This window comes from Algoriphagus sediminis (genome assembly GCF_030403435.1).
GTDB classification, from domain to species: Bacteria; Bacteroidota; Bacteroidia; order Cytophagales; family Cyclobacteriaceae; genus Algoriphagus; species Algoriphagus sediminis.
The window spans coordinates 174,693-190,853 of the sequence record NZ_JAUEPH010000006.1; the positions used below are offsets into that span (position 1 = coordinate 174,693).

Annotated in this window: 17 protein-coding genes; 4 read left to right on the plus strand and 13 right to left on the minus strand. The window is 40.9% G+C overall.

Features of this window, described 5'->3' with window-relative positions:
* The gene (locus tag QVH07_RS14380) at positions 1-594 is read left to right on the plus strand and encodes a gluconate 2-dehydrogenase subunit 3 family protein (RefSeq protein WP_290001617.1); all 594 of its coding nucleotides are present in this window, start codon (positions 1-3) and stop codon (positions 592-594) included.
* A 12-nt stretch (positions 595-606) separates the two neighbouring features.
* On the opposite strand, the gene QVH07_RS14385 is transcribed toward QVH07_RS14380, so the two are convergent.
* The 7 genes from QVH07_RS14385 to QVH07_RS14415 all read right to left on the minus strand — a co-directional run bounded on the left by QVH07_RS14385 (position 607) and on the right by QVH07_RS14415 (position 7,310).
* Positions 607-1,110 carry a mechanosensitive ion channel domain-containing protein gene (locus tag QVH07_RS14385; RefSeq protein ID WP_290001619.1) on the minus strand — a complete coding sequence of 168 codons (504 nt, stop codon included), beginning with the start codon at positions 1,108-1,110 and terminating at the stop codon, positions 607-609.
* Between the two features lie 128 nt (positions 1,111-1,238).
* A complete protein-coding gene (locus QVH07_RS14390; RefSeq protein ID WP_290001622.1) occupies positions 1,239-2,159 on the minus strand; it encodes a hypothetical protein in 921 nt (306 codons plus the stop codon).
* A 178-nt stretch (positions 2,160-2,337) separates the two neighbouring features.
* The gene (locus tag QVH07_RS14395; RefSeq protein WP_290001624.1) at positions 2,338-5,124 is read right to left on the minus strand and encodes a bifunctional aconitate hydratase 2/2-methylisocitrate dehydratase; all 2,787 of its coding nucleotides are present in this window, start codon (positions 5,122-5,124) and stop codon (positions 2,338-2,340) included.
* 221 nt (positions 5,125-5,345) lie between these two features.
* Positions 5,346-6,047 carry a CPBP family intramembrane glutamic endopeptidase gene (locus QVH07_RS14400; protein ID WP_290001627.1) on the minus strand — a complete coding sequence of 234 codons (702 nt, stop codon included), beginning with the start codon at positions 6,045-6,047 and terminating at the stop codon, positions 5,346-5,348.
* A 37-nt stretch (positions 6,048-6,084) separates the two neighbouring features.
* On the minus strand, positions 6,085-6,333 hold the full coding sequence (locus QVH07_RS14405) for an FUSC family protein (RefSeq protein ID WP_290001628.1): 249 nt from the start codon (positions 6,331-6,333) through the stop codon (positions 6,085-6,087).
* 17 nt (positions 6,334-6,350) lie between these two features.
* Positions 6,351-6,806 carry a hypothetical protein gene (locus QVH07_RS14410; protein WP_290001633.1) on the minus strand — a complete coding sequence of 152 codons (456 nt, stop codon included), beginning with the start codon at positions 6,804-6,806 and terminating at the stop codon, positions 6,351-6,353.
* A gap of 96 nt (positions 6,807-6,902) precedes the next feature.
* A complete protein-coding gene (locus QVH07_RS14415) occupies positions 6,903-7,310 on the minus strand; it encodes a putative quinol monooxygenase (protein ID WP_290001635.1) in 408 nt (135 codons plus the stop codon).
* Between the two features lie 300 nt (positions 7,311-7,610).
* On the opposite strand from QVH07_RS14415, the gene QVH07_RS14420 reads away from it, so the two are divergent.
* From QVH07_RS14420 to QVH07_RS14430, 3 genes are read left to right on the plus strand one after another with little or no spacing between them, the layout of a single operon-like run.
* Entirely contained in the window at positions 7,611-8,312 is a 702-nt protein-coding gene (locus QVH07_RS14420) for an ABC transporter ATP-binding protein (protein ID WP_290001637.1), read from the plus strand.
* 3 nt (positions 8,313-8,315) lie between these two features.
* Positions 8,316-9,725, plus strand: coding sequence for an ABC transporter permease (locus QVH07_RS14425; protein ID WP_290001639.1), 1,410 nt, complete (start codon positions 8,316-8,318; stop codon positions 9,723-9,725).
* The gene (locus QVH07_RS14430; protein WP_290001643.1) at positions 9,722-11,038 is read left to right on the plus strand and encodes a DUF3526 domain-containing protein; all 1,317 of its coding nucleotides are present in this window, start codon (positions 9,722-9,724) and stop codon (positions 11,036-11,038) included. Before QVH07_RS14425 ends, QVH07_RS14430 begins: the two co-directional genes overlap by 4 nt.
* A gap of 137 nt (positions 11,039-11,175) precedes the next feature.
* On the opposite strand, the gene QVH07_RS14435 is transcribed toward QVH07_RS14430, so the two are convergent.
* From QVH07_RS14435 to QVH07_RS14460, 6 genes are all read right to left on the minus strand, one after another.
* The gene (locus tag QVH07_RS14435; protein WP_290001644.1) at positions 11,176-12,132 is read right to left on the minus strand and encodes an alpha/beta hydrolase family protein; all 957 of its coding nucleotides are present in this window, start codon (positions 12,130-12,132) and stop codon (positions 11,176-11,178) included.
* 265 nt (positions 12,133-12,397) lie between these two features.
* A complete protein-coding gene (locus QVH07_RS14440) occupies positions 12,398-13,081 on the minus strand; it encodes a hypothetical protein (RefSeq protein WP_290001646.1) in 684 nt (227 codons plus the stop codon).
* A gap of 213 nt (positions 13,082-13,294) precedes the next feature.
* The gene (locus QVH07_RS14445) at positions 13,295-13,936 is read right to left on the minus strand and encodes a hypothetical protein (RefSeq protein WP_290001647.1); all 642 of its coding nucleotides are present in this window, start codon (positions 13,934-13,936) and stop codon (positions 13,295-13,297) included.
* 30 nt (positions 13,937-13,966) lie between these two features.
* On the minus strand, positions 13,967-14,758 hold the full coding sequence (locus QVH07_RS14450) for an SDR family NAD(P)-dependent oxidoreductase (protein ID WP_290001648.1): 792 nt from the start codon (positions 14,756-14,758) through the stop codon (positions 13,967-13,969).
* Positions 14,748-15,407: an acetoacetate decarboxylase family protein gene (locus QVH07_RS14455; protein ID WP_290001650.1), complete on the minus strand. Its 660-nt coding sequence runs from the start codon at positions 15,405-15,407 to the stop codon at positions 14,748-14,750. Before QVH07_RS14455 ends, QVH07_RS14450 begins: the two co-directional genes overlap by 11 nt.
* Entirely contained in the window at positions 15,400-16,155 is a 756-nt protein-coding gene (locus QVH07_RS14460; protein ID WP_290001652.1) for an SDR family NAD(P)-dependent oxidoreductase, read from the minus strand. The genes QVH07_RS14455 and QVH07_RS14460 overlap by 8 nt, the downstream gene beginning before the upstream one ends.
* Positions 16,156-16,161: the final 6 nt, after the last annotated feature.

Below are 16,161 nucleotides of genomic sequence, written 5' to 3' on the forward strand. Positions count from 1 at the left end.
ATGAATAGAAGAGACGCATTAAAAAGGACAGGTCTACTTGGTGGAATAGCCGCGGGAGCTCCAGGTTTACTCTCCTTACTCCAGGCTTGCAGCCAGCAAACAAGATCTGAATGGGTGCCTGAGTTCTTGTCTGAAAAGCAGGCCCGATTTATCACATCATTTGTAGATACTATTTTACCAAAAACTGAAACTCCTGGTGCCATCGATGTGAAGACGGATATGTTCATTGACTTTGTATATGCAAAAACACTTGACCCAGAGGCCCAGGCTGGTGTAAGGGCAGAGTTGGACAAATTTGATTCAGACTGTGAGGCTCAATTTGGGAAGGTATTTGCCGATTTGGGTGCAGAAGAAAAAAGAGAGTGTCTTATGGCTCATGAAAAGAAGACTGCCAAATTTAACCGAGGAGTATGGGGTACGGCTGTGGGCGAACAGGAGCCAGTTGCTTTTTACCGAAATCTGAAATCGATGGCATTGTGGGGCTATTTCAGTTCGGAAGAAATCGGGAAGAATGTCTTGAATTACGATCCGATCCCCGGTCAATACCGAGGTTGTGTTCCTGTGGATGAAATCGGTAAAGTGTGGTCTTTGTAATTACATGCCCACCTATTGAGGGGTAGACTTGCTCTGAATACTTTTGGAGATAAAGACGTTATTTGGAATAGTGATCTCTTCTCCCTCTTTGGTTTCGAGGGAAATAAAGAATAAACCAAGATCTTTCACTTTTCCCTCTATCACGTAGTCCTTGCCTTCAAGTATTCTTACTTCATCACCAAGTTTCACATGGTGATTAAAGAAAATAATTATGCTGGCGGTGATATTTGAGAGAATAGACCACTGGGCGAAAAGTGCTACACCTACCACGGTCAATGCCGATCCTACAAAAACGAAAAGCTCATTCTCATCCACTCCCCAGATTAAGGAAATGATTATCAAGCTTACAATTAATAAAAAAAGACCTATGGCTCTTTTGACAATTAAGCTCCGGACGGGTTGAATTAACTTCTCGTTTTTGGTTCTTTCTATTACCCGATTGGTGAAATTTCTTAGTAAAAAGTAGATCAGAATGATAGCGAATGTTTCCGCTATTTTGATGTAGTTAATTTCCATACGCAAAACTTTTATCGAAGATAGTATCTACTCAGAAATAGATCGACCTCCCGAGGTAAATTTACTTTCCTTGTACACCCAGAAAGTAACTTGTGTTCTGGTTTTTGCCCCGTTGATTTTTAGAGGAGTTATTTAACAGAGGGAAATACACCTCGGGTACCCATGTCCACTACCTGCTCCCCAAGAAGCGGTTCATACTTTCCATTTCCATTGGTATCTACCCATTCAAAGCTCTTATTGATCGAAATCACAACCTGAATATTTATATCCTGGGTAGGGTTTTCAGGGATGACCAAAGCTGTGGGAAATTGCCCGGTTACAACACACGAACCTTCAGGCACTGGTGATGTGTCGTCTATCGGATTTGGAACTGTAGTGACAGGAGCATCCCCTTCCGTCAGGTCAGAAAATGGAAATCCAGCAACTTCCCCTCGAGAATACATGCCAAAATAGCCCTGGAGTTTATTCTCATTCACATTGATCATTTCGTTTTCAATGGAATAGCTTCCTATGTAAGTATTGTAGCCCAGAAATGAAGCTATGGTAGCCTCTACACTCACATCATCACTGATTCCATCCGGCCAGTTTGGATCCTGAGACGCTCCCCCGAGATTATAATCAATTTTGAATTGCTGGTATCCTATAGAACTTCTGAAAAACTCATAAGTCCCGACCTCCAGTTCATCCAAAGGAATGGAAAAGGTGTTGTTTTCAGGTGTGATAAAAAGCTCCCTATCAAAGTCAATAGCCGCAATTCCTCCAGCCTCCGTAGTGGGAGATTGAAAAACTGTGGACCCCTGATCAAAGGGAGTGAATTTATCAGGATAAAGCCCAATAAAGTGTAAACCTAAAACCTCAAAATCGGGATTCTGTCCTGCATTTCCATCAGGAACTGAAATGGGATCTCCAAAATTATCCAGACGATCTGCGGTCTCATCCATAATGAAAGTAATGTTCAAAAAGGGCGAAACCGGTAGTGGGTCATCTTCAGAACAACCCAAAAAAAGAAAAAAACTTAGTACAGTGAGGTAATAGGCAAATTTTTTCATGAGAAGACCATTTTTAAGAAATAACGTAAATATCTTAAAATAGACCTTTTTTGGGTCTGTTTTTTTTGAAAAGGCTTTCTCCTCATCTATTCATTACTGGGTGAGTTTTTGAAATTATTCTAAAACAAAAAGCCCTTCTCAATATTGAAAAGGGCTTATGTTTTGTCTCACTTTTAAGTTAAACCGCCACTGCGCTAAGCTTCTTCATGGATGGAGAAAACTTCGTCAGCTGAATTCCGTCCACAGCTGCTTCATATTCTTCCATAGTAGGTGTTCGACCTAAAATCGTGGAAAGAACCACAACAGGAGTAGAGGAAAGTAGGGATTCTCCTTTTTTCTCATTTGAATCTTTCACTACTCTACCCTGGAATAGTCGGGTGGATGTAGCCATCACTGTATCCCCTGGTTCAGCTTTCTCCTGATTACCCATACATAGGTTGCATCCCGGACGCTCTAGGTAGAGCATGTTCTCATATTTGGTCCTGGCAGAAGCTTTTGGGTTTGTATCATCAAATTCAAATCCTGAATATTTCCTTAACACTTCCCAATCACCTTCTTCTTTTAATTCATCCACGATATTGTAAGTAGGCGGAGCTACTACAAGTGGAGCTTTAAATTCCACTTTCCCCTGAATAGCTTCCACGTTTTTAAGCATCTGTGCCAGGATTTTCATGTCTCCTTTGTGAACCATACAGGAACCAACAAAACCTAGGTCTACTTTTTTATTTCCTCCATAATAAGAAAGAGGTCTAATCGTATCATGCGTGTATCGCTTAGAAACGTCATCATTATTTACATCCGGATCAGCGATCATAGGCTCGGCGATCTGATCCAGATCCACTACCACCTCAGCATAGTACTTCGCATTTTCATCCGGTTTCAAAGCTGGTTTTTTACCAGTTCTGATTTCTTCGATTCTTTTATTCGCTTTGTCGATCAGACCTTGCAGCACCTGGTTCTCATTGTCCATTCCCTTCTCAATCATGATCTGGATTCGAGACTTCGCAATTTCCAAGGACTCAATCAGGGTTTCGTCTTCGGAAATACAAATAGAAGCTTTGGCTTTCATTTCAGCAGTCCAGTCTGTAAAGGTGAATGCCTGATCTGCTGTAAGTGTACCAATGTGTACTTCGATAACTCTTCCCTGGAAGACATTCTCACCGCCATATTGCTTAAGCATCTGCTGCTGGGTAGCGTGCACCACGTCACGGAAATCCATAAAGCTTCTCATTTTCCCTTTAAAGGTAACTTTAACAGATTCCGGGATAGGCATGGAAGCCTCGCCAGTGGCAAGTGCAAGTGCTACGGTACCTGAGTCAGCACCGAAGGCAACCCCTTTAGACATCCTGGTGTGAGAATCACCACCAATGATGATTGCCCAATCGTCAATGGTGATGTCATTCAGCACCTTATGAATCACATCAGTCATGGCGTGATATTTACCTTTTGGGTCTCGGCCTGTGATCAATCCAAAATCATTCATGAACTTCATGAGCTTTGGGATATTCGCCTGAGCTTTAGAATCCCAAACTGAAGCGGTATGACAACCAGACTGATAAGCTCCGTCTACAATCGGTGAGATCACCGTGGCAGCCATGGATTCAAGCTCCTGGGCTGTCATCAAGCCAGTGGTATCCTGAGAACCAACAATGTTGACCTCAACTCTGGCATTTGAACCTGCATGAAGAATTTTACCAGGAGTATTACCTACTGCATTTTTGTTGAATATCTTTTCTACGGCCGTCAGTCCTTGTCCCTCGATGGAAATCTCTTTGGATGGAGCGTAAACCGCAGGAGCTTCGATTCCAAGAGTTTTAGCTGCGAAGGTCTGAAGCTTTTTTCCGAAGACAACAGCATAAGAGCCGCCTGCCTTGATGAATTCTACTTTTTGTGGAGTCAAAGCTGCGGATATGTCCATCAGTTCTTGATCTCCATTATAAAGCTTTTTCTCCTTGGTATTAATGGTGAGTACGGTTCCTGTTTCGACAGAATACTTCTGCTCCAAAACCGGCTCTCCATCGGCATCTACTACCGTATTTCCATTTTCATCCTTTTTCTTCACCCAGTTTTTAAGGTCGATACCAATTCCTCCAGTTACCCCAACGGTGGTCAGGAATATGGGTGCAATCCCATTAGTACCGGCGATGATCGGCGCAATGTTTATAAAAGGAACGTAAGGGCTAGCCTGGATTCCGGTCCAAAGGGCCACATTGTTTACTCCTGACATTCTGGATGAACCTACGCCCATGGTGCCTTTTTCGGCAATCAGCATCACGCGCTTATCAGGATGCTCAGCCTTTAAGGCCTTCAGCTCGTCCTGCATCTCTTTATTGTGTTCAAAAATACACTGCCCGTGTAGCTCTCGATCAGATCTGGAGTGAGCATCTGCTCCTGGAGAGAGTAAATCAGTAGAGATATCACCGGTTCCTGCGATGAAGGTCACCACTTTTATTTCTTCTTCTACCTCAGGGAGTTTTGTGAAAAATTCAGCATTTGCGTAGCTCTCTAAAATATCTTTTGCTATGTCATTTCCATTTTTATAAGCTTCGGCCAGACGATCGGTGTCGGCATCATATAAGAACACCTGAGTTTTAAGAACTTTGGCAGCAAGGAGTGCTATTTCATTATCATCGCCTAATGCCAGGTCCAGAAGCACTCGGATAGATGGACCTCCTTTCATATGGGAAAGTAGTTCGAAGGCAAAATCTGTATTGATTTCGTCAAGCTTCACATTTCCTAAAATGATGTCTTTCAGAAATTCAGCTTTCACTCCAGCTGCAGGAGTAGTTCCAGGAAGTACATTGTAAATCAGGAAGTTGAGAGAATCGTCTCGGTGCGCATTATTTATATCCTTGATTTGAATGATAATTTCCTTTAGCAACTCTGCGTCATCGATAGGCTTTGGGTGTAAGCCCTGACTTTTTCTTTCTTCAATCTCCTGTAGGTATTCCTGGTATCTACTCATAAATAATATTTTAGGTTCTGCGTGTTTTTTTAAAACACTTTTATAAATAATCGCTGAAAAAACGCCCTGTCGGCTAAACAAGTTCATGTTTCACAACTTTAAAAAAGGGCTGCCATTTCGGACTGCAAAGATACTAGACTTTTTCAAAAAGAGCTAGGATGGTGCAAAGGCATCTCTTAGCTCGGGCTTCGTGTGGGTGCAAAGAATTGTTATGCTATTGGCTAAGGGAATTGCTTTGTAAAGCCCTCATTCTTAACACCAAAACACACAAATAGAAGCATAATGATCGGAACTATAATGAGACCACTTGTGAAGTTCAAAAGAGAGGCCCAGTCGCTCAACTCATTTCCACCTTTTGAAATCAAAAGCATCTCACCCAAAGGTCCCTTCGAGAATATGGTATTGTGGACAAAATTCCATCCCAGATGAAGTCCAAAGGCTAACATGATAGAGTTGGTCTTAGAAAAGGCAAGTGCCCATGCAAAGCCCATCAAGCCTGTACCGAGAAACACTAAAACCATAGCGAGGACATTACCCAAAACGCCATAAGAGAACCAATGATAGATACCAAAAGCAATGGCCGAAATCAAAACACTTTTTCTTGTGCCTATCTTCTTGAAGAGAATGTAAAGGAGGGCTCCACGAAAAATCAATTCCTCTGTCAAGACGGATTTGAAATCCCACCAAAAGGCCTCTAGGATGTGTAATGGCGAAATATCTTCATTCATAATCCATTCTGAAGATTTTAAATAGGACTCTAAAAACTGAACGAGCACACATAGAAATGCTGATAGCATAAAGCCAATTAAAAATTGCTTGAGCCTTTTGGCAATGGGAAGAAAGCCCAAAGCCAGAATATTATCCTTTTCAAAAAAGTATAAAAGCAACCAGGATATGGCAGCCGCCACTAAAATTCCTATCATTTATTTTCTGAGTGTTTTTCTCTGCCTGATCCGGGATTTATGAGAGCTTTCGCTTTTCCATCTCCTTCTTAATGGCGGCCTGTTGTTTGGGTTTCTTCAGAAAAAGATAAATCAGAAAAAGAGGGATTATAGCAAGGAACCCCAATCCATCCGCCACGAAACCAAAAATGAGTATACCTATCAGAAAGCCAATAAAGAAGGCATCAAATATTGGGGAAGGCTTATTCTTTTTAGCGTGTTCCAGTAACTCCTCGTCACTAAGATTAGATAGTTCTTGCTCAGTCATGATTTTCTGCTCAGAATTTAGCTCTGATTTTCCGTTAAGCCTTCTATTTCAGTAGACATTTTCCTTAGCTTATACTTTTTAATGATGGCAGTTAGGAGAAACAATATGCCAGGCCAGAATGAAAAACCAGCCATCATTCCGAAAAATATGGGATTTGGATTAGGGTCCGAAGTAAGACCGAGATTAGCCATTAATATAGTTACCAATAGGGGACCACTTCCAAAAACTAAGAATACAAGCCCTGTGGTAAGATAGATTTTTATAGCTCTTTTGGGATCTTCGGGGCTTTTATCTAGAAACTTGAAAAAAACACTCAACAAGACTAAAATTAAAGTGAAACTGAAAGTAAATACAATAAAGCCTCCTAAATTAATATTAGGAAGCGGGCTAGTATTTGTTAATGCAAAGATGCTACCGATAATGATCAGGAGGTTTGCCAGAATTAAGAGGACTGTACCGATTTTACTTTTCATAAACTACTTATCTGAACCAATAAGATAACGATCTAAAACAGCGAACGCAATTATCTATTGGCCTTGCAAAAATGTCCAAGGCATACAACCCCTTTCTTACTCAAAAACCTTCTCCATCTCCCAAAATGTAATTTCAGGTTCTCCGGCAAGAAAGTTGACCGAATTAGCCATAAAGCCTGTCAAATGCGAAGTTTCCATGTGTGGTCCGGTGTAATAAGCTAAATCTTGCCATTCCTCATAAAGTAGAATATTGGTATCATCATTAGGATCCACATGGAGTTTTATGGACACGAAGTTCGGTTCTTTCTTCACCTCTTCTAGCAACTTATTCAGCTCTTCAAGGGCTTGGGAACCCTTATTTGGCTGCGTTTTGAACTTAAGGAGAATGATTGAATTTTCAGCTGAATTCAAGTGAATTTGCTTTTCCGGATTTGAACTGCCGATCAAAGTGATAAAAAGAGCTCCGAAAATTAAGGTAACGGCTAGGATTCTAAGTGTTTTCATTTTTTCAAAAAGGTTGTCATTTGATATAATTTAAGGAATAAAATTGTGTTTTTATTTCCTTTTGGCTTGCTAAAGGGCGTGATCAAAACCCGAAATCCATAACTGTAAATGTTTAGCAGATAAAGCCCAACGACTTCACTTTCCACATCCCATTGCTGATAGAGCGACTTTTTATTGTACTAAAAAATTCTGGCAGACAGGAGGAATTTTGTCTTTTTGACTATTCGGATATTGCTAGATTAATTCGCTATTTTGCAACTGAGTTGCATTAGTTTAGATTGGTTTGATGATCACATGAGTATGATACAATTAAAAAATGTCAATAAATCCTTCAAAGGACAACCGGCCGTGCAAAACTTGAATTTGCAAGTAAAGGAAGGTGAAATTTTGGGGCTTTTAGGCGCCAATGGTGCGGGAAAATCCACCACCATAAACATGCTTTTAGGTTTTCTATCACCCGATTCTGGCATTGTCAGTATCGAAGGAATGGAAACCTCTAAAGAAGAGAAGAAAGTCCGGAAACTTATTGGATACATTCCTGAAAATGTCAATCTCTACCCCTATTTATCAGGTCTTGAAAACCTGGACTATTTCTGCAAGCTAGCCGGTATGAAGTATTCTAAAACAGAACTTCATGAATTTCTTACTAGGTGCGGTTTACAATCCGATGCCCACGACAAAAAAGTCTCTGAGTATTCTAAAGGGATGCGGCAAAAAGTGGGTATTGCCATAGCTTACGCCAAAAAGGCTAAAGTCTATCTGCTAGATGAACCTGCAAGTGGTCTGGATCCATTAGCCAGTAATGAGCTCTCCGAAATCCTTAAAAAGCTAGCGGCGGATGGAGCTACTATACTTATGGCATCACATGATATTTTTCGGGTCAGAGAAGTGTGTCATCGTATAGGAATTCTCAAACAAGGCGAATTGGTAAAAGAACTTCGCAGCGAAGAAGTAAGTGCCAATGAACTAGAGAAATTGTACCTCGAATATATGACCAATTAAGCTATGTGGAAAATCATCAAAAACGAATGGAAATACTACGGCAGGACGCCTTGGCTTTTAGGTATTAGTGTAGGCTTTGTGTTAGTACTTTTTTTGTCTATTTGGCTCGGAAATTTTCAAACACAAAAGCAAACTGAGAGATATAACACAGCTTCAAATGAGCTAAGAGCCCAATGGGAAAGTATTGATGCAATGAATCCTCATAACGCTGCTCATTATGGCACTTATGTTTTCAAACCTGCGAATATGCTGAGCAGTTTGGATGAAGGGGTAAATAGCATTACAGGAAATGTGCTTAGACTGGAAGGTCACGTCCAAAACGAAATTGTACATTCTGAGGCCTCTCAGATGCAAACAATTTCCAAATTCGGAAAACTCAAAAGTTCTTTATTGCTACAATATATCGTGCCCATTTTATTAATTTTTCTTGCGTTTAGTAGTATCAGCAATGAAAAACGAAGCGGCAGATTAAAACTATTGATTTTACAAGGAGCCAAGCCAATTTCACTGATTTTTGCAAAAACACTTTCAATTTGGCTATACGGAGTTGGGCTCTTGGTACTCACAATAATGGCCTATTCCCTTTTCCATTTAAACGATTTAAATGTGGAGGTATTAGGCCGGACCACGCTGCTTTTGGTTTCGTACAGTTTGTATTATTTCATCATAACCGGTTTGACAGTTTTCTTCTCAGCACGCTGGGAAAACTCCACAATCGCCTTGACTTCTATGTTAGGTATTTGGATAATCTGGACAATTTTCCTACCCAATATTTTAATGAGTTCAGTGGAAAAATGGCATGATTTACCTAGCCGAAACGAGTTTAAAGCTGCTATGCAAGAGGATCGCTCGAAAGGATTGGACGGGCACAATCCCTCCGATGAACGTGCTAAAGAATTGGAAGAAAAAGTTTTAGTGGAGTATGGCGTAGATAGCCTATCCCAATTGCCGATCAACTTTGATGGACTGGTAATGCAGGAAGATGAAGAATATGGCAATAAAGTGTGGGATAAACATTTTGGGGAATTGAGAAAGGTACTTGCCTCTCAAAAGAAGAGTTATCAAATGGGTGGTCTTTTCGATCCCTTCATTTCCCTTCAAAACGCCAGTATGGGCTTTGCTGGCAATGATAATTTACACCATCAGGAGTTTTTGGTACAAGTAGAGAATTACCGAAGGGTATTTATCAAAATGCTTAATGACAAGCATGCATACGGAGGCTCAGAAACTGGTGATTGGGGTTGGGAAGCCGATAATGAATTCTTTAAATCCGTACCCGATTTTGAGTATAAGCCCACTGCCTTGGCTTCAGTTTTTCCGCATTATATAACCGACGTTTTGCTTCTAGTGGGCTGGTCAATTTTGGTTCTTAGTTTGATTGTATTCGGAGCAAAAAAAATGCAGGTTTTATGAGAGATTTAACCATATTCTTATACGAATGGAAGCATTTCTTCAGAAATCCATTCAAAATACTTGCTGTTTTTCTTTTTATCGTGGCTGGGGTTTATGGTTTAAATAATGGGTATAGTCTGTATCAAAATCAGACCGCTGAGATTGAAAAAATCCACGAAAAAATTCAGACCGAAAAGGAGCAATACCAGCAACAATATGCAGAAGGTAAACTAACCGATGACAGCCGTCCATGGATAGACATGGCAAGCCCATTTTGGGCCATTTGGTATACCCCGACGTATCATATCAAAACACCTTCGCCTGCTATGGTCTATAGCATTGGACAGGCAGAACAATACGGTTTTTATAAGCGTGTGACTTTTATGGCGAGTCCATATGATGCCGATATGGCGGAGGAAATTGCCAATCCCGAACGTCTTCAAACAGGGACTTTAGATTTTGCTTTTGTCGTCCTTTTTCTTTTGCCTCTCCTGTTATTGATTTTGCTCTATAACATTAAAAGTGCCGAAGCCGAACAAGGATTTTTACCTTTGATTGAAGTGCAAACAGCTTCAAAAAACAGTTGGCTAATTTCGCGAATCCTATTTTATTTCCTTCTGGTTACCTCGGTCACCATCGGTTTATTAATCTATGGAGCCATGCTCACGGATGTCTTTAAAAATGCAAGTGAAGCCTTTGGGCAGATACTGCTTTACACCTTGCTTTACCTTGCTTTTTGGTCGCTCATCTTCTTTTTCATTTTAAAAAACGGGAATAGTATTTTGGGAAATACGCTACAAATGGTTGGTGTTTGGCTTTTACTTGCCTTTGTAATTCCTGCTATTGTGCACCAAAGCATAAGTATTTCCAAGCCGGCTAATTTGATGACGGAATTTATCGAGGTTAGAGATAAACAGGAAGAACTTTATGCCAACGACAGCGTCTTTGAAAGGAAACTCATCGACCTATTTCCTGAGATTACAAAAACGACTGCTTTCAATGACGAGACCAAATTTAACTCGGCCATGAGTAATTCAGCTTATGCTTTAGTTAATGAACTCAATAAAGAAGCTATTCGACCGATTGAAAAAGAAAGTCAAGATAAAAACACCTTGATAGAAGCTACCTATTGGTTCAATCCAGTTACCTTTTTCCAAAACAAGTTCAATAGCATTGCTCAAACGAATTACAACGACTACCAGGTCTACCGGGATGAAATACAGGCTTTGATTGATAAGCGCACTGGGGTTTTAATAGAAGATATTTGGGCTGATGTGAAAGTAGATACGGAGAGATATAAATGGTATAGTGAAAGCCTCTCAACAGCCAGGTAAAATAGAGCAAAGGAAAAATCAATTTTGGCATTGATCCTTTTATGATGAAAAACTATTATTCAATTTTCCTCTGATTTCATTTTTTCATAAGTTGTGATAATCAATTGGGCACTGAACAAAGGTTTTTCTTGCGAATGTCAGGTCATGTGGCTTTTGAACCATGCTATGATTTCTTCGAATGAATCAAATTTTGAATATGGAAGACCGTGACTTTTTTCATCATATATTTTAAGCTTGTAGGGCTTTCCTAATTCATTGAGTTTCAAAGATAGATTCAGAGCTCCGTCCACGGGTACTCTACCGTCTTGCCTTGAATGTAAAATATAAACTGGCGACTTAATTTCATCCGCCCAAACCACTGCAGACCTTTTATCGAAATGTTGGTTTCGGTTTTTCTCAAACTCTGGAAGAATATTCTGCAAACCCTCATAGTTGAATTCTTCATCTAAATCTGACCAGCCTGTAATAAATATTGGCCTTTTTTCAGCCTGAAGCCTAAGGTCAGCCACACCCGCAATCACTGCAGCGGCTTTTACAGTAACTTGTCTAATACTTTGATAGGTCATCATACCTCCTCGTGAGACGCCCATCATAAATATGTTTTCGGAGTCTACAAAATCAAGTGTTTGAACCGCTTCAAAAAGGTTAATCACATCATTGACATCATCTCCACCAGACTGATCGACTTTTCCCAATTCACCCACAAAACGATAATTTGAAGCAAAAACGACAAATCCATATTTTGCAAGCCAATAAAAATCCGGTAAGTCCTCTTCCGATAATTTGCCGATATTTCCCGTTCCTCCTCTGTTATAGATGATTACAGGAAGCTTTTTCCCTTCAGAGTTTAATGGTTTACAAGAGTAGCCTTCTACCTCGAACTCATCACTTTTATAAGAAAAGGTCTCATACATGTAGGCTGTCTGTTCTTTTGCAACTGTATATGAAACACTATCATATCTGTATTTCCCTAGAGGACTTATTTCGTCATAGGTCTTTTCGATTTTAATCTCCCGAACATTAAAAATCCCAGATTGGGCAGGGACATTTGTGATTCCAATGATTAGACAGAATAATAGACTGAAAGATTTCATGTATTATCTATTCATAATTGCCTGTCACTACGTGAACGGCAAAGTGTGGGAGAAAGGGTTTAAAAACTAAAATATATGAAGTTCAGGGGGAACTAGAGAAGGTGGTGTTAGAAAAAAAATCACCCAGTTGGTGACTTTTAGGTTTTGAAATTCTGAGAAATCGAAGCAAGAGGCTGGAGTTAACTAAATTGGGGCTCAACGGCTTGGCTATGCGCAGTGTCCTGAAGGGATTGCGTACAGCATTTGTTAGCGGCTGTTTTTATTTTCATTCTTCAGTCATTTCAAATTTTTCAAGTTTGACTTCAGATTTATCTTTTTTAATCAGTTTTAAATTGTCAGTTGTCGCAAAGAAATGAACTGTCTCTGACCATTCCCAACTTTCTTGCTCTCGCATATTGACTGCACTTGCTTCATAATAGACAGAAATTGAATCTTCTTTTGTGCTAATTACAATCTTGCTAAATGTGTCTTGAATTGTCGCGGTGTAAGGAGTTGTTGGGCAATTTGAATCTCCTAATTCGGCTAAAACTTCATTGTCAGTTGAGAACCATTTTCTTAAAAACCCTAAGTGGCTTTCAGAGCATTGATAACCAAGTCCAAGGGCAGTAATTATTTTACAGTCTAAATTGCTTCTGTCATCATTCGCTTCTCCGTCCCACCAACACTCGTTTCCAATAAATGTCGAAACATACCCAATCGCAGCTTTTTCTTGACTGGTCATAGTGTTTATGTAGTCCATATTCAGAAATATTGAGCTAAAGGAGTCATTCAGTGTCGAGTCGTACTTCAAATCTCTCCACATGAAACTAATTGTTGTATCGGGTAAATTCAATTTGATTTGTTCAACTTCCGTTGAATTTGCCACCGCTGATTCTTGGTCAGCTTTTTTAGTCACTTGTCCACAAGATGTCAAAAGAGTCAAGACTGCAATGATGTGTATTAGTTTCACCTTTCTAATTGCTGCTAACTAGTGGATATGTTGCATTCGCAGCATATTCCTATTGGTTGTACTGGTTAAACTTATTTTTTTTAAAATTAGTCAAAACCCTACTTTTTTCTCATGCTCGAATTTATGCCCGTAGAGGAGGTTATTAGGAGCTGGTAGTTTTTATCTATTAAAAAACCGGAGCTTTCACTCCGGTTTCGATATTGGCTTCTTCGGTTAGTTGACCGATATATTTGAGGTCCAGATAAATCGGTTGCCATCGGCTCCCATATGATCCACCGCAAAAGTCAGTGGACCTACATTCTGCTCATTTTCCCAGGTCCAGGTGGCACCCTCTACCGCATTACCCCGACGGAAAGTCCACTCCAGTAGCTTATAATTCTCATCAATGTAGAGATCATAGGCATCCCCGGGACTGTATCCATCCTCATTGTTATACAGAATGGTGAGTTTTGTGGAATTGGTTCCTTTGATCGGAGTAGGGACATTTTCCTGCGTTTCATAGGTATAGCCCGTATCCCAAGCCAGCTGGAATGGCATCATGGCCCAGTATTTATCATTTATAAATCCCTTATGTGCATCAGGCATGGTTTCGGCCGTCAGGCTAAACTGATAAGCAGTGTCTGCATCCGAATAGTCTACCGTTTGGGCTTTCATATCCCATAGGTAGGTTCGAGAGAAAACATTCACAGAATCCCGTTGTACATTCCAGGTAAAACCCAGCTTATTCACCTGATCCATTTGATCGAAGCCATAGGCCATGGCCACTTTCATGGGTAAGGTATCTGGAACAGTTTCTTTAGGTTGGCAGGCCAAAAGAAGCCCGGCAAAGAGTAAGGAGAATAGTGTTTTTTTCATGATTGATGGTTTTGTACAAATTTAACAGGCTCAGCTTTCGGATTGTTTTTCCAGCCAATTTTTATATCGTCGGTATTCAATCATAGCAACGATCCTTTTTAAAAATCGCAAGAATCGGGTAATAATCAACATAAAGAAAAAGAGTTTGGAGGGATAAATTCTCTTTTTCCCTTTTGCCGCTCCGCGCAAAGTTTCAGAAGCCACCCATTCGGCGGTCTGTCTGGGCCAGGCTTGAGGGACATCCTTTCCCGCAGTTTCGAAGAAAGCAGTTTTAGTGGCTATGGGAAAAACCAGGGAGAGCCAACTTCCCGTTTTCTCAGCCCAAAGGGTTCTTGCCCATTGCAAAAGTGCGGATTTGGTGGCTCCATAAAGGCTATATCCGGGGATAGGCCAATAGGCCATAGCAGAAGCAGTAATGATATGTCGGTAGGGGTGATGTGGAAAGGCCTCTTTGAGCATATATCCAAGCTGTATGGGACTATGCACATTAAGCTGAAAAAGTTTATCCATTTCTCCCCAATTCTGATCTTTATTCGGTCCGAATTCAGCTTTTCCTGCATTGGCAAAGCAAAAATCTACCCGATCCCAATTTACCTTCACCCAATCAAGAATTTTCTTATTACCTGATTTTTCGCTTAAATCTACCAGGAGGGTGCTTATTTCAGGAAACTCCTCGCGAAGCTCCCAAAGCTTATTGGAATCAAAATCCACCGCCAGGATTTGAGGTTTGGATTCCTGTAGCTGTCCCACCAATTCCTTTCCTATGCCTGATCCTGCACCGGTGATGATAATTTTTGCTTCGGTAAATGCCTTATAAACCATAACTGGGTTTTGGAAAAGTGATTTCGAAGGGATTCACTTTCACCACTGCCAGAGGTCTTTGCTTCTGTATGGGTGGGAAGAAGTTTTTATTGCACTTTTCGATTTCTACACTCGCCAGTTTTCCCCAGCCTTTTCCTGTTGGCTTGGTGTGATATTCCTTTCCTACCCAAAGCTGGTGTAAATCGATAGGTAAAATTTTGGTGGTCACGGGAAATTTTAGCCCCCTGTACTTCACCGTGCAAGCAAAGATTTTTTCATCTCCGTTAAAAATCTTGATATGGTCTACCCCATCATCGGACTCCCATGAAAAGGGTAAAGTATGTTTTGGGATACCCCAATTGGCTCTCCCATTTTGTGTGCTGGCCTCAGAATCCACATAGATTTTGCTGATGCTATGCTTTCCGGTGTGTTCAAACTTTCCCGGTATGATCAATAGCTCACGATAAGGCCCAACCGGAGATTCATGATAGTTGACCAACATTACATAGCCTATACCTCCCTTGAAATTTCCAGAAAGATCATCCGGAAGCTGCGCATAATTCTCCACCCAATCTTTTGAGAATTTATAAAGCATCAGAATTCCTTCGCCACTGAGTTTCCAGGGCGGGGGAGCGGGTTTTACTTTCTCAGACCATACTGATTCATTCATAGGGTGAAGGGCTTACGCTGGTCCAGCCCCCATCCACCACGAGAGATTGCCCAGTGATATGAGAAGCTTCATCGGAAACCAGAAAAGCAGCTGCATTTGCGATGTCCTCGATACTGGCAGGTTTTTTAAGCGGGGTAATTCGAGACCAAGTGGACTCATAGGTTTCATCCATGGCCGTTCTAGAGGTGAGGGTGGCACCAGGAGCTACGGTGTTTACTCGGATTCCTAGAGGAGCCAGCTCCAAAACCAGATTTTTAGCGAGCATTTCTAATGCTGCCTTGCTCATGGAATAAGCCCCGAGATTTTCATGACTTGAATGAGCGGTGACGGATGAGGTAAAAAGTATCGCCCCTCCGGATTCCTGTTCGCTCATGACTTTGGCAGCAGCCTGGGTCAAAAAGAAAGTGCCTTCTTGGTTGACCCTAGTCACTTCTCTAAAGTCCTCCCGGGTATAATCTAAAAACCCTCCAAAAAGCGTGATGCCGGCATTAGCCACCACAATATCCAGGGATTGGAAATCTGAAATAGCCAGATCAATCATCCCGGAAATAATTTCCTCCCGGCTCGCATCACCACCGATTGCCAGTACGGGGTGCTTGGTTTCTGAAGAAATGGATTTTGCTGCTTCCTCTGCAAGTGACTTTTCCAAATCATTCAAGATGATATTGATGCCTTTTTGAGATAATTTTTTTGCTATCGCAAAGCCAATGCCCTGCCCCGCACCGGTGATAATTGCTGTTTTTGCCATATCCTT